At 65.3% G+C, this 14,147-nt stretch carries 14 protein-coding genes; 2 read left to right on the top strand and 12 right to left on the bottom strand.

The genetic code is table 11. The features are described from left to right. Positions 1-5: 5 nt before the first annotated feature. The 9 genes from gspM to QA649_RS16705 are packed head-to-tail and all read right to left on the bottom strand — an operon-like array spanning position 6 to position 7,509. Entirely contained in the window at positions 6-596 is a 591-nt protein-coding gene (gene gspM, locus QA649_RS16745; RefSeq protein WP_283025157.1) for a type II secretion system protein GspM, read from the bottom strand. Next, positions 593-1,630, bottom strand: coding sequence for a PilN domain-containing protein (locus QA649_RS16740; protein ID WP_283025156.1), 1,038 nt, complete (start codon positions 1,628-1,630; stop codon positions 593-595). Before QA649_RS16740 ends, gspM begins: the two co-directional genes overlap by 4 nt. 1 nt (position 1,631) lies before the next feature. Then, a complete protein-coding gene (locus QA649_RS16735) occupies positions 1,632-2,546 on the bottom strand; it encodes a type II secretion system protein GspK (RefSeq protein ID WP_283025155.1) in 915 nt (304 codons plus the stop codon). After that, positions 2,543-3,274, bottom strand: a complete 732-nt coding sequence (locus QA649_RS16730) for a general secretion pathway protein GspJ (RefSeq protein WP_283025154.1) — start codon at positions 3,272-3,274, stop codon at positions 2,543-2,545. Before QA649_RS16730 ends, QA649_RS16735 begins: the two co-directional genes overlap by 4 nt. A gap of 11 nt (positions 3,275-3,285) precedes the next feature. Next, a complete protein-coding gene (locus tag QA649_RS16725; protein ID WP_283025153.1) occupies positions 3,286-3,681 on the bottom strand; it encodes a prepilin-type N-terminal cleavage/methylation domain-containing protein in 396 nt (131 codons plus the stop codon). Further along, complete coding sequence (locus tag QA649_RS16720) at positions 3,659-4,153, bottom strand: prepilin-type N-terminal cleavage/methylation domain-containing protein (protein WP_283025152.1); 495 nt, start codon at positions 4,151-4,153, stop codon at positions 3,659-3,661. The genes QA649_RS16725 and QA649_RS16720 overlap by 23 nt, the downstream gene beginning before the upstream one ends. Next, the gene (gspG, locus tag QA649_RS16715) at positions 4,116-4,571 is read right to left on the bottom strand and encodes a type II secretion system major pseudopilin GspG (RefSeq protein WP_283025151.1); all 456 of its coding nucleotides are present in this window, start codon (positions 4,569-4,571) and stop codon (positions 4,116-4,118) included. Before gspG ends, QA649_RS16720 begins: the two co-directional genes overlap by 38 nt. Positions 4,572-4,594: 23 nt before the next feature. Then, positions 4,595-5,806 (bottom strand): type II secretion system F family protein, encoded by a 1,212-nt coding sequence (locus QA649_RS16710; RefSeq protein ID WP_283025150.1) that lies wholly within the window; start codon positions 5,804-5,806, stop codon positions 4,595-4,597. Positions 5,807-5,811: 5 nt separating this feature from the next. After that, a complete protein-coding gene (locus tag QA649_RS16705; protein ID WP_283025149.1) occupies positions 5,812-7,509 on the bottom strand; it encodes an ATPase, T2SS/T4P/T4SS family in 1,698 nt (565 codons plus the stop codon). A gap of 127 nt (positions 7,510-7,636) precedes the next feature. Between QA649_RS16705 and gspD the strand changes: the two genes are divergently transcribed. Then, positions 7,637-10,015, top strand: a complete 2,379-nt coding sequence (gspD, locus tag QA649_RS16700; RefSeq protein ID WP_283025148.1) for a type II secretion system secretin GspD — start codon at positions 7,637-7,639, stop codon at positions 10,013-10,015. A 4-nt stretch (positions 10,016-10,019) separates the two neighbouring features. Then, positions 10,020-10,616, top strand: a complete 597-nt coding sequence (locus QA649_RS16695) for an A24 family peptidase (protein ID WP_283025147.1) — start codon at positions 10,020-10,022, stop codon at positions 10,614-10,616. A 159-nt stretch (positions 10,617-10,775) separates the two neighbouring features. Here the strand turns inward: QA649_RS16695 and QA649_RS16690 are convergent, their stop codons facing one another. From QA649_RS16690 to QA649_RS16680, 3 genes are all read right to left on the bottom strand, one after another. Further along, a complete protein-coding gene (locus tag QA649_RS16690; RefSeq protein ID WP_283025146.1) occupies positions 10,776-11,345 on the bottom strand; it encodes a tetratricopeptide repeat protein in 570 nt (189 codons plus the stop codon). Positions 11,346-11,497: 152 nt separating this feature from the next. Further along, a complete protein-coding gene (locus tag QA649_RS16685; RefSeq protein WP_283025145.1) occupies positions 11,498-12,592 on the bottom strand; it encodes an acyltransferase in 1,095 nt (364 codons plus the stop codon). Between the two features lie 29 nt (positions 12,593-12,621). Further along, positions 12,622-13,818 carry a hypothetical protein gene (locus tag QA649_RS16680; protein WP_283025144.1) on the bottom strand — a complete coding sequence of 399 codons (1,197 nt, stop codon included), beginning with the start codon at positions 13,816-13,818 and terminating at the stop codon, positions 12,622-12,624. Positions 13,819-14,147 lie beyond the last annotated feature (329 nt).

Raw genomic sequence — 14,147 nt, 5'->3', positions numbered from 1 at the left:
TGGCCCTACTTCCCCGCCTGCCACTGGCCGGAGACGCCCAGGATCACCCTGACGCGGCCGGTGGGGGCATCGCCGAGCGCGGTGGTCTGCGGCACCTGGACGTCGAGCTGGTCGACGAACAGGAACGGCATGCCGGCCTCGATATCGTAGAGCAGCTTCTGCAGCGCGGGCTGCTCCAGCTCGCAGCTCACGACGAGGCCGACGAAGCCGTCCTTGGTTTGCGCACCTGATACGTCCACCTGCGAAGACTGCACCGAGCCGCCGACATTGCCGACGGCGGCTGCAACCCGCTGCAACAGATTGGCGCCCGCGACCGTCACGGTCGGCCCTTCCAGGAACGGCGTGCCGGGATGCTCGGCCGCCGACGTCGCGGCGTTCTTGGCGCCGCTCTTGCGGCCGCGCAACTGATCGAGCAGGTCGGAGCTCTCTGCCAGCGCCTGGCGGTGAGCAATGACGTCGGCGATCGAGAGGCCGGCCATCAGCAACAGCCCGCCGGCGATCGCGATGTAGAGCGAGACCGCAATCAGCGGCGAGCCCGTCAGCGCCCGCGCCACGGCGTTTCCGCTCGCAACCTTGCTGCCCATGGCACTGCTCATGGCACGTTCCTCGGTTCGATCTGCGCCTCGATGTGGAAGCGCTCGCCGGGTTCGGAGGGGCTGCGGGTCGTCGGGGCGTAGAAGGTCGCGCGGGTGAAATGCTGGGACTGCTCGATCAGCGGGATCAGCGAGGGCGCATCGCGGGTAATGCCGCCGATCTGAATCTTGTTGCCGGCAACATGCAGCTCGGTGACATAGGTGTGATCGGGCAGCAGCCGGCTCAGCGACTCCAGCACGATCACGCTCGCCGGTGTCTCGTATTTGCGCCGCTCGAGCAGCGCGAGCGGCGAGCGCTCGCCGCCGTCGCTGCCGCGCAGCGCGGCGCGGCGCTGGGTGATCTGCCGTTCGAGCTCGCTCTGCTGCGTGCTGAGGCTGTCGGCGAGATAACTTGCCGCGACCGAGCCGGTCACCGCGGCGACCGCGGCAAGCGCCAGAACGGCTTGCAGCGCGCGGCTCAGCCGCACCGGGTCGACGGCACCGCGCGATTTCTGCTCGAACACCTTGATGCGCGGGCCCTCGGCCGCCTCCGTCACGATCGCGATCGCCGAGGGGTGGAAGCCCGACAGCGCCTCGACATAGCCCATTGCCAGCCGGCGCGGCGCCGCGGCGATCTCCGTGGTGATGCTCTCGCTGCCATGCGCCACCGGCGGACTGCACCCGAACACCGCCTCGGCGGCGCTCCACGGCGTCAGCCGGTCGATCTGGGCCCGCACGATGCCGTCGAGGAAATCGGCCGCACGGGCCGGCAGCTCCAGGGGGCGAAACAGAAAGCGCGTCGGCCGCAGCACGATCTCGACGCGGCTGCCGCGGACGATCTGGGCGAGATTGGCGCCCTCGAACTTGCCGTCCTCGAAGGTGATCTCGTTCGGCACGTTCTCCGACTTCGAGGCCTCCAGCGCGAATGCGCCTGTCCCGGTCTCGACCAGCCGCACCACGCGCGGCGCCACCACCCGTTCCAGGGCGCCCACGATCGTGCCGGCCACGGTGCCGGTCCAGGCGTCGAGAATTCCGCGAAGGGAATTGAGCGAGCTCATCTCACAGAGGCTTTCCGGCAGAGCCGTCGAAGGCGTTGTGCCACGACAATACACGATAGGGCTCATCGCCGCTTTCGAGAAGCAGGATGACGATTTCGGCCGAGCTGCGGCGATGCGACGGGGCCTCGACGGCGACCGTCATCCGGTACGCCTTCGAGCCCTCGATCGTCGCATTGGCGCTGCCGGCAAGCCCGACCAGGGAGCGCGGGTCGATCTTGGGATCGGCGCGGTCGCGCAGCACCTGCTGCAGCGTCTCCGGCGTCATGCCGGGGAGCGCCGCCACCACCTGCGGTGCGGCGTCGAGCACGTTCACGGTGCGCATGTTGCTGAACACGGTGACGAACGGCATCACGCGTTCCACCACGGCGGCGGGAATGCCGCGCACGAGCCAGAGCTCGTCGCTGTGCGGAAACGGCGCGTGACGCGGCAAGTACGGTGCGCCGAGCGTGCGATAATAGGAATCCTCCGGATTGTCCTGTCCGGCCTCCGTCGACGAGCGCCAGGCCAGGATCCGATCGGCATAGGCCGGGGCATCACTCGCGGAGACGCCGAGCGCCGTCATCAGCCCGGCGAGCACCGGCTTCGGCGCCATGTTGAGGTCGATGCGCGCGGCCTCCGAGCGGAACGTCACGCTTACCCGCCCGGCCCCGACGCGGGCATTGAAGGTGCCGCTGGTCGGACGCGCCGCTTCGTTCTGCGCCGTCAGCCGGTAGGCGGCGAGCTCGAGCCCGGCGTTCACCAGCGCATCGGCCTGCAGCCGGTCGGCGTTGACGGCGACCGTCACCGCGGTGTTGGTGACATAGGTCAGATAGATCAGCGCCAGCGCGGCCAGCGCCGCCAGCATCCAGAGCACCGCGACGACGATGAAGCCGCGGCCGTCGCCAGGCGTCGTATGCTCGGACCTCGCGCCGTTCACAGCTGCTGCTCCTCTTTCGTCGGCTGTTGCGGCCGGCTGCCGGCCGCGACGCAGGTCACCGGATTCTTGGCCCGCGCGCATTCGGCCGGTGCGGTGATGTGCGGGATCACCGCGCCCGACACCGCCAGCACCTGTCCGCTGGCGCCGTCACGCACCGTGATGCGGATACGAGCCGGCAGTTGCGGCTGGCCGCGCCAGGTCGGCTGCCACTGACCGTCCTGCCCGGCATAGGCGAAGCTGACGCGGAACGGCGCCCGGATCAGCACGACCTGGTCGACGAAGCGGATCTGTCCGTCCGTCGGCATCGGCTGGAACGGCGCGCGCTCGCGCACCAGCGCGAGCCCCTGCGCGTCAGCCTTCTCGATCAAGCGGATGAATTCGAGCCCGGGGCGCGCGCTCGGGCCGAGCGCGGTGCGCAGGAACGTCACCGACAATTCGGCGCCGTCGAACAGCGGCGCCTTGGCATCGCCGTTGACCGTCATCTGCTCGGCGACCGACAGGTCGGCGATGATGCGGTCGAGCCCGGTCGCAAGTCGTTCGGCGCGCTGCACGCGGGCGATGCCGCGGTTCCAGTTCGGCAGCCATTGCGCCGTCACCGTCGCGAGCGCCGCCAGGATGACGGTCATCAGCAGCGTCGCCAGCAACACTTCGAGCAGGGTGAAGCCCGTCTCATCGGCGAGTGCGCGGCGCAGGCGCTTCATGGCCGGGCCTTCGACGGAGCCTTTCATGGAAAAGCCCTTCATTGCGAAGCCCTCGGCACCAGCTTCACCGTCGTGATCTGGATCGCAGCGCCGTCGGCGCGCTGGAGGCGCAGATTGACGGCCAATGGCACAAAGCGATCGGTGTCGGGATCGCCACCCGTCACGCTCATCGGCGCAACATCGACGCGCCAGCGGCTGCCGGCCATTTCGCCGCTCTGCCGGCCGGGCTTCAGCAGGGCGCGTGCCGGCAGGTTGGCAAGCAGGGTCTCGGCCGTGCCGGCGAGTGCGAGACGCTGGTCGATGGCACGCGTGCCCTTCGCGGTCGTGGCGATGACCGAGCCGATCGTCCCGAGCACGACGGCGATGATCGCGAGCGCGACAAGCGCCTCGATCAGCGTGAAGCCGGCGGCGTCAGAGCAGCTTCTGCGGGACAATCTCGACGCCTCCGGTCAGCCAGTTGACGCGCACCTCGTAGCCCATGCCGGGTCGCGCCAGCGCAATCGTTCCTCCGCACGACATGCCCGACGGAAAGAAGTCGATCGATCGCCCCGTTGCGCGATCGGCGCAGCGCGAGGCAAGCATCGCCTGCATGACCACGTCGCCCGGCAGGCGGATGGTCCGCCCGGTGACGCCGGAACGGATCGCGCGCGCCTCCGCGTCCACCTGCGTCGTCACCCTGACCTGGCGGCGCAGCGCTGCGCTGCGGTCGGCCTTCAGCAGCGCCGCGGTCTCGACCGCATAGCTTTCCAGCCTCGCCCGGGTCGTCGTGCGCGGGATCGCCGGCAGGATGATCGCCGCGAGCAGGCCGATGATCGCGAGCACGCACAGGATCTCGATCAGCGCGAAGCCGCGCGCATCGCGGATGTCCTCAGCGCGCGCCGCTGACAATGTCGGCTGCCGTTCCACTGCCGCCTTCCTGGCCATCCGATCCGAGCGAGATGATCTCGTAGGGCGCGCCCGCGCCCGGCGAACGATAGACGTAGATGTGGCCCCAGGGATCGCTCGGCACCACGCCGCCGCGCAAATAGGGCCCGTTCCAGCCGGACTGGTTGTTGTTGCGGGTCAGCGCCGCGAGGCCTTCATTGGAGGTCGGATAGCGGCCGAGATCGAGATAATAGAGATCGAGCGCGCTGGAAAAACTCTCGATCTGGATCTTCGCCGCCTTCGCCTTGGATTCGCTGAGATAGTTCAGCACGCGCGGGCCGACCAGCGCCATGATCATCCCGATGATGGTGATGACGACCAGCATCTCGACGAGGGTGAAGCCTGCTTCCCCTCGGCGTGCGCGCCGCCGACCGCGGCTTGCTGTTGGATGTTTGGTCACTTCAAGCTTCTCCCGTTCCCTGCCTATCCGACAATCTGGCTCACCGACATCAGCGCCGTCATCACCGACGTGATCAGGCCACCGACGACCAGCGAGATCGCGATGATCGCCGCCGGTCCGGCGATACCGACGGCGCGGTCCAGCGTACGCTGCAGCTTGGCTTCGTAGAATTCGGCGACCCGCCCGGAGAGCATCGGCAATTGGCCGGTCTCGTCGCCGAGCCGGAGCATGCGCACGGCCATCGTCGGCAACGCCGCGGTCTCGGCCAGCGCATCGGAAAGTTTCGAGCCGTGGCGGACGCGGTCGGCGGCCTCGCTCCAGACCGTGGACGGGCCGGTGGTGGCCATCATGTCGATGAGGATGCGTAGCGTGGTGGTGAGATTGACGCCGCTGCCGAGCAGCAGGCCGAGATTGCGGCAGAACAGCGCCGTGCGGTACGCGCTCATGATGTTGCGGATCGCCGGCAGATGCGTGATCGCATGGGTGATGCCGCGGCGGATACGCTCTTGCCGCAGCAGAAGCCATGTCGCGGCGATGACGGTCGCAAGGCCGGCCAGCATCACGTCGGAATTGCCGCGCAGGAAAGTCGAGATGTTGAGGAAGACACCGACGACCGGATCGACCTTGGCCCCGAAATCCTGCAACACGGATGCGAACTGCGGCAGCACGAAGGTGAGGAAGAACAGCAGCACGCAGCCGGCCGCGCCGAGCACGAACAAGGGATAGCGGATCGCATCCGACAGCCGGCGCCTCAAGGCCTCGCTGCGCGCGCGTTCGCCGGCGAGCACTTCCAGCACCTGATCCAGCGAGCCCGAGGCCTCTCCGACCCGGACCAGCGCGATGTACATCGGCGGAAACAGGCCCTCGTGCCGCGCCAGCGCCTCGGCGAAGCTCTCGCCCGAGACGACGCGCGAGCGGATGTCGGCAACGACCGGGCGCAGCCGGCCGAAATCGGGATCGGCCGCGAGCAGCTCCAATCCGTCATTGATGCGAGCGCCGGCCCGCAACAGCAGCGCGAGGTCGCGGGTGAAGATGGTGACGTCTTCCGGCTTCGGCCGGTTGAACAGGCTGGTCACGCGGCCGGCGGCGCCGCCTTCTTCCGGCGTGACGTTGTCGACGAGGACGAGGCCGAGCCGCTCGATCCGCTGCGCAACATCGCTCGCCGCGGGCGCGGCGATGGCGCCGGAGACCAGTTCGCCGTTGGCATTGAGCGCGCGGTAACGATAGTTCGGCATGGGCGTCAGCGCACCGTCGTGACGCGGAAGACCTCGGGCACGGTGGTGAGCCCGGTCCGGCATTTGGCCACCGCGTCCTCCAGCATGGTCGTCATGCCGCCTCGCATCGCGGCGGCGTCGATCGAATGGGAGTCGGTCTGCGGCCCGACCAGCGCGCGAACCTCGTCGGACATTTCGAGGATCTCGAACACGCCGTTGCGGCCGCGATAGCCGGTGCCGCCGCAGCGCTCGCAGCCGCCGGCCTCGTGCACGACCTCGCCGCATTTAAAGCCGATCACCGCAAGGCGCGGATCCTTGGCAAGATCGGCCTCGGTCAATTCATGCGGCACCTTGCAGCGGTCGCACAGGACGCGCACCAGGCGCTGCGCCACCACCGCGCGCAGTGTCGACTTCAGCAGGAAGCCCTCGATGCCGAGATCGATCAGGCGCGGCACGGCGGCGGCCGCCGTCTCGGTGTGCAGCGTCGTCAGCACGAGATGGCCGGTCAGCGCGGCATGGATCGCGATATGGGCGGTCTCGGCGTCGCGGACCTCGCCGACCATGATGACGTCGGGGTCCTGGCGCACGAAAGCGCGCATGGCCGAGGCGAAGGTCAGCCCGATCGACGGCTTGACCTGGGACTGGTTGATGCCGGGGATCTCGTATTCGACGGGATCCTCGATGGTGAGGATCTTTCGCGTCGGCTCGTTCAGGATCGACAGCATGGTGGCGAGCGTCGTGGTCTTGCCGCTGCCGGTCGGACCCGTCACGACGATCATGCCGTGCGGCATCGCCAGGAGGCGCGTCATCACGCTCTCATCGCGTGCGGCGAGGCCAAGCTTGCTCGTCTCCAGGAGACCGCGGTCGCGCGGCAAGAGGCGGATGACGGCGCTCTCGCCGTGCTGCGTCGGCATGGTCGCGACGCGGACGTCGAGCTCGCTGCGCCCGACACGCACGCGCGCGGCGCCGTCCTGCGGCAGCCGCCGCTCCGCGATGTTGAGGCTGGCGAGAATCTTGATGCGTGAGATCAACGCCTGCGGCGGGATGCCGTGCGGCGACGGCAGTGCACGCAAGAGGCCGTCGACGCGCATGCGCACGGCGAGTCCGGCGCGGAACGGCTCGACATGGATGTCGCTCGCGCGCAAGTCCACCGCGCGCTCCAGGAGATCGTTGAGCGCGCGCACCACCGGCGCACCGCTGGCGAGATCGCGCAGGCTTTCGATGTCGTCGTCGGACTGCTGCGCGACGCTCCTGCCGCTTCGATCGGCATTTGCGTCGTCGGCCTCGGCCCGTTGATCGAGCACCGTCGTAATGTCCTCATATGACGCTACGACGACATCGACCGGTGTCCCGAACACGATTTCGGCGGCGCGAATGGCAGCGGTGTCGGAGGGGTCGGCAACGGCCAGCCGAAACGCGTCATCGGTCGAACTGAAGGGAAAAATGGTGGATTCACGCAGGAAACGGCGCGAAAAGCCGTCGAGACGAGGCGCAGCCGCGAGCAGTTGCGGAAGGCTCAGCCGCGGCAGGGCAAAATAGTCGGAGACTTCATCTGCGAATTCGGCTGCGGAAAGATCGGTGGCCTCCCACAATTCGCGCAAGGGGCGAGTCAGCGCGGGATTGGCCGACTTGTCGATATGGGCGTGTGCCCGCTGCGGCAGTGAATATTTTTCCAGGAGGTGCTGCCGGAAGCTATCTGCGGAGCGGTCGCGCATCGCATTCACAGCGTTGACCTTGTTACCTGAATGCAACAACTTAGGGGTTAAGGACGACCCTTTGCCCTTGACTTATTTCTTAGCAAAAACATAATCGTGGCGCAAACAATTGCGCATCCGAACCGAGGGGGATCGGATGCAATTTCCAATCACTCCTAGCGTTGGCAGGCGTATTTTGTTTAGGGTGCTCCAGCCGCTTTTGCGCCTTCGCTCAGCGTTGCCTGGAACGCTCATCCTGTTATCGTCTGCCTTCCTGCTCGGCGCTTGCATCGTCACCGCCGACCAGTCGATCGAGGCCGATCCGAAGGATCCGCGCGCCCAGGACATCGCCGACAAGATCCGTTCCCTCGACCTGCAGCCGCGGCAACCTGCGGATGCGGGCGCGAGCGGCATTGCCCAGGCGAAATCGTCCAAGCCCGCGATCTACCTCAGCGATGGTGCAACGCCGCAAGGTGGCGCGCTCGCCGAGCGCGACGATGGCGGCGGCAGCGGCTACGACCTCAATTTCGAGAATGCTCCGGTCGCCAGCGTGGCAAAGGTCATTCTTGGTGACGTTCTGAACGTCGGCTACACGATCGATCCGCGCGTGCAGGGGACCGTGACGCTGGCCTCGGTGCGCCCCGTGCCCAAGGCGGACGCGCTCTACGTGCTGGAGAACGCGCTACGCATGTCCGGCGTCGCGCTGGTCCGCGATCGCAGCGGCTATCGCCTGCTCCCGGCGCCGGAAGCCGGTCCCGGCGGGGTCGATCGTTCGGTGAATGCAGCGGCCGGCCAGGGCATCACGGTGGTGCCGCTGCGCTATGTCTCGTCGCAGAACATCTTCAAGCTGCTCGATGCCTTCGGTGTGAAGGCCTCGACCATGCGTGCCGACAATGCCCGCAACACGCTGATCGTCAGCGGCAGCGGCAGCGATCGGGCGGCCGCAGTCGACACCATCCTCTCCTTCGACGCGGACTGGATGCGCGGACAATCCGTCGGCATCTTCCCGGTGCGCAATTCCTCGCCGGAGCCTGTCATCACCGAGATCGAGAAGATCATGGATTCCGGTGAAGGCGGCATGAGCCAGAACGTGATCAAGTTCCAGCCGATCTCGCGGCTCAACTCGATTCTCGTGGTGAGCCAGAAGCCGGAATATCTCAAGCGCGCCCAGACGTGGATCGCGCGGCTCGATCGCTCCGACACCGACGGGGTGAACCTGAAGTCCTATCCACTGCGCTACGGCAATTCCAAGCTGATCGTGTCGCTGCTGAACGAGATGCTGCTCAGCCAGGGCTCGGCGAGCTCGACGCTCGACAACGCGTCGAGCCAGATTGCACCGGGCGCCGGGATGTCGACGACGTCCTCCGGCAATCCGGTGGCGTCGCTGAGCGCAATGCCGACTGCTGCCGCGGGCGCGGCAACGCCGGTCACCACGCCTCCGGGATCATCGCTCAGCGCCCGTCCCGCTCCGGCCGCCGCCGCGACGCCGGCGCAGGACAATGGCCTCGGCGGTCCGCCGGGCGGCGGCGCCAAGTCCGGTCTCAACGGCATCCTCCAGAACGTGCGGATCACCGCCGACGTCACCAACAACGCCGTGCTCGTCTACGCCAATCAGGAGGCGCAGCGCATCGTCGAGCAGACCATCCGTCAGATTGACCGGCCGCAGCGCCAGATCGCCATCGAAGCGACGATCGCCGAGGTGACGCTGAACGACCAGCTGAACTATGGCGTGCAGTTCTTCCTCGCCAGCAAGCAGGGCTCGATCTCCAACACCATTTCGGGCATCAGCAACAGTGCCACGATCGGCAGCAACACCGAGCCGGCGAGCAACGCGGTCAATGCCGCCGCCGGCGCCCTGCTCGGCCGCGCGCTGCCGGGCTTCAACTTCCTGATCGGCGCCGAGAACTCGCCGCGCGTCGTGCTCGACGCACTGCACGGCATCACCAACGTCAAGGTGCTGTCGAACCCGTCGCTGGTCGTGCTGGACAACCAGGCCGCGACCTTGCAGGTCGGCGACCAGGTGCCGTTCTCGACGGGCACTGCGACCGTGCTGACCGCCAACAACACCGTGGTCAACACCATCGACTACAAGAACACCGGCATCATCCTGCGTGTGCTGCCGCGCGCCAACGCCAACGGCAACGTCGTGCTCGACATCGAGCAGGAGATCTCGAGCGTCGCCGCCGGCAGTGCCAACTCGTTGACGCCGACGATCTCGCAGCGCCGGGTCAAGAGCTCGATCGCGGTGACGAGCGGGCAGACCGTGCTGCTCGCCGGCCTGATCAGCGAGACCGAGAACAGGCAGCGCCAGGGCCTGCCGATCCTGGATTCCATTCCCGGCATGGGCGATGCTTTCTCGCATCAGACCAACGCGCGCAGCCGCACCGAGCTGATCCTGTTCATCCGTCCGACCGTGATCAAGGACGGCGTCGATGCGCATGTCATCGCCGAGGAGATGCGCAGCAAGATGAACGGCCGCCTGGTCGGGACCAGCAATCCCGTGGTCACCGTGAGCCCGCCCAGGGCGGCGCGCTGACGGCGTGACGGATCAGGCGGCGAACGACGGCACGGGCGCCCCGCTCGCGCTCGGCATCGCCCTGCTGCTGGGGGTGTTCGCGAGCCTCGTCACCGCGCCAGGGGCCGAAGGCCTGTACGGCGCCTTCCTGGCTGCCCTGATGCTGGCGATCGCCGCATACGATGCCCGGCACTACCTCATTCCGAACGAGCTGACGGGCACAGCTTTCGGCCTCGCCTTGCTCCGCGCCGGGGCGCTCGTGCCCGATATCGGCGTGGAGGCGCTGCTCTGGCCGCTCGCCCGCGCCGCAGCCGTGGCGCTGCCGCTGCTGCTGCTGATGGCGCTCTACCGGCGCTGGCGCGGCCGTGACGGGCTCGGGCTCGGCGACGTCAAGCTCGCCGCGGTGTGCGGCGCCTGGCTCGATCTCGTGACCGTGGCCGCGGTCATCGAGCTTGCGGCCCTGCTCGCGATCGCGGTCTACGCCGCCAATGCTGCACTGCGAAAGAGACCGCTGCGTGCGACCGCCTTTCTGCCGTTCGGATTGTTCCTGGCCCCGGCGGTCTGGCTCGGTTGGCTGGGCGAGACCTGGTACGCCAATTGGCTTGGCGGCTGGCCCGGCTAAGGCGCGGTGATAGCAGGAGGAATCGTCATTCCACCGCGCGCGGGAGGCGCCGCGCCGACGGTCGCCGTCTACTGTGCATGGGGTTGTTTTCGCAGTTTTTTGTTTGGGGGCTGGTTCGGGGGCGCGGACGGCCGGGGCAAGCCCGGCGCGGCAAGGCCGTCAGTGCTCGCGGCTCGGCGCCCATTCCAGCGCCCGCAGGCGGGCCTGGGCGATCTCTCCGCGCGTCATCTTGGTGGTGACGGCATCGCGGATCCTGGCCCGCGCCTCGCGCGCCGGCGGGGGCGCTGCGGCCGTCGACAGGTTGAGCCATTTGGAGGCCTCGACGATGTCCTGCGGCACGCCGAAGCCGCGGTCGTAGAGCAGGCCCAGGGAATATTGGGCACGGCTGTCGCCCTGCTCCGCCGCGCGGCGGTACCACATCGCAGCTTCGGTATAGTTCTGCGGCACGCCGCGCCCGGTCTCGAACAGGAAGCCGAGATAGGTCTGCGCCGCCGCGTTGCCGCGCTCGGCCAGCGGAATGAAGATGCGGGAGGCCGCCGCATAGTTCTGGCGCTGGAACGCGGAGACGCCCTGGCGAAGCGACTGGGCCTCGGCCGGCGCGGCAAGGGTAAGCGTCGCGAGCGACACGAGAATAGCGGCGACCCATCCTGTCCGTCGCGCAAAACCGCGCACCACTTCCCGCCGCATCTGTCGGCAAAACCCCTGATCGTGGCTGTCGAGGGTCCCCATCCCGCTCGCTCTCCCTGCTCCGCAGCCAGATTAGTCCGGTAGCACCGCGAAATCCAGAGTGAGTGCCGAGCACAACAACTCGCCGGGCACGGGTTGGCCTAAAGCTCGATGCGACCGAGATGAACCGGCTCTTTGTTCTACACCGATTGGACTTAGGAGACTCCCGCCGGGGCGTTCGCGGTCACCTCGCTGCGCCAGTTGCGCGCTGGTCGACCGAGAAGAGTCTTTATCGCGTTCGCCACGCGATGATAATGCCGCTCAAAAAGAACCGAGAAAACGAATGCCAAGACGTTGGCTACAACAACCGCGACCAGCAGTCGCAACACGGTTACATCCGTCCAAAAGCTGAATATCACACGCTGTATCGTGAGATGAATCAGAAAAAGCGAGAAAGAATAATCTGCAACCACCTTGATGGACGAAGCCAACCGTCGCGGCACGATTCGGATCGCCTGAGTGATCTGCACCAAGCTCACGAACGAGAGGATCAACATCGGATACTGCCGCAAATTCGCGTCATCACCAGGCGTACGCTGGATCAACCAAGTCGCCAGGGTGACTATCAAGGCCAAACACCAGAAGCCCACATTCGCCTTGTGTTCGGTTAGCGCTTTCACGACGAAGTAGGAGGCGAACGCCAATAGCCAAAGCGCGAACAGCGCCCGATCAGTGCCCGGCAAATTCGAGAAATATGCGAGGGGCATAAAAGCAAACATCGCCGCAACGACGCAGCACAGCACTACATTTCGCCCTCGGACCAGGAAGTACAGGGCACCGACAAAAAAGTAGATGTGAAATTCGAGAGCTACCGAAGTGAGCTGTCCCGCCGTCCCAAATGTCGATACACTCAGGCAGCAAGGCACGTTCTGCTGCATGAAGATATTGCCGATGAAGGTTTTCAGATTGGTTGGATCAGCCTTTATTTCGATGTCGTACCATCGAAGAAGCACGGTGACGAGGCCGATGAGCAAGATGGCCGGCAGATACGCCGTATAGATTCTTGCAAACCGTTCTATGCCAAATTCGACAATGCCGTAGCCCGTCGAAGCCGATTTGAAGTCAAGCGTATAGGCAATCAGAAAGCCAGATAGAACGAAAAACAACAACACGCCGTCGGTGGGGATGTATGTCGTTCCAAATCCACCAAAGTTGAAAGCATGACCAACGCAAACCATTTGTGCCGCAACGGCTCTCAGCAAGTCCAAAGTAACCGAGGTGTCGTTTTTTGCCGGATCTAAGCTAAACATACTCGGTCTCCCCATCCGGTCAGCCTCACTCAGGATTCCGCGTTTGGTTCGGTCTTCGGCTGGAAGTAGGTGGCGAGTCGCTCGCTACATATCAGGGCCAAAGCTCCGAGTGTTGGCCCCAGTTTATTTGTCTCAGAGAAATCAGCTATCACAAAAACCATAGCCAGATAAACGAGCGCTGGTGGAAGCATCAGCGCGGTCGTTCGCGACACACCAGGCGTCCATGTTAATATCAGCAGGACGAATAACGGCGCTGCCATACCAGCGGCTATCCGCGAGGCGGAAAGATTGCCTAGCGGCTTCGTGAAATAATCTCCATGGGTGAGGAGAAAGGAGGAGAAATCCGGGTGGACGGGAGAAAGCGCGATAAGGATTTTCGGAATGACTAACGAAATGATGAGTAGTCCAGCGAACGTCAGCCACGCCCAGGAATCCGACCAACGACGCTCAAACCAGAGTATTCCCGGGATGGCAAAAGCGGCAGCAAAAACCACGTCCGTTCGCGCGAAGCTAATGAGGAGCCCGCTCAAGAGCGCTACACCATATCTTTTGGATGCTATTAGAAACAGTTGCCAAAAGAATCCGCCTGCTAAGAAGGCCGACCCCATACGGCCGGGAACGAAGGCGGCTTCTGCGAAAAATGCAACGAAGAGGACAAAGAGAATGTGAATCGATAACGAGGCTGGCCGGACAAGGACGGTCGCCAGGGCAAACGCGGCAATGAACGACGCAGAATCGAACATATAGTTGATAGAAAGATGCGTAACGTAGGTCGAGCGTCCCGAGTTATCGTCGCCGAGAACCCAAACATAACCTTGAACGATCCGCGAAATGAGCGGTCGAATGACGCCTTCCACCAAATTCAGTTTCGTAACGTACGCGATTTCGTTATCCAGGCTGTGTTGCATTGCGGCCCGGAGATAATTGGCCTCGTTCGTGGCTACCGATAAGGCAAGACCACAACAGACCAGCAAGCCGATCCTCGTCCGAGTGGCGAAGTACTTGCGAAAATAAATCAATACCAGGAATGGGGCGAGCGCGACCGGCGCCAAGAGGGCGACCTTCATCGGCCGCCAAGGCAGACCAGTGAGCGCATGCACTACGCGCGCGGGGAACTCGCCGTAGTGCCACAAAACGACCAAGACGCTTGGCACGAGCCAATACACAAACAGCGTTTTGAGCGAAGGTGACGCGTCGTCGGTCTCATTGCCCAGTGATGCCGACATATCCACAACCCGGTTAGCAGCGCCTCGGCACCTAGGCACCGTTGACTGATCTGAAAGAACAGGAACGACGCCATTTAGCAGAGTGGCCGCTAGAACTTCAATAGCCTGGCTATCCCAACTCCTGCTCCCGAATTGCGTAGATTCCAGCGCCTGCCGAGCTTCGGCATCCGCCGCGTGATCTCTTCCAAGATAGGCCCCGGGCCGCAGTCCCGCCGAGTTCAGCAAGCAGAACGAAGGCCCGCAAAGCCGCAACGTTGTTTGCCGAGTTAGGCCTCGTACGTCCCCGCGGAGGGCATCGCAGAACAACCAATCCCGAAGTGTAGGCAAGA

The organism is Bradyrhizobium sp. CB1717 (assembly GCF_029714325.1).
In the GTDB taxonomy this organism is placed as follows: Bacteria; Pseudomonadota; Alphaproteobacteria; order Rhizobiales; family Xanthobacteraceae; genus Bradyrhizobium.
Note: the sequence above shows the minus strand (reverse complement) of the source record. Positions and strands in the feature narration are given on the sequence as shown.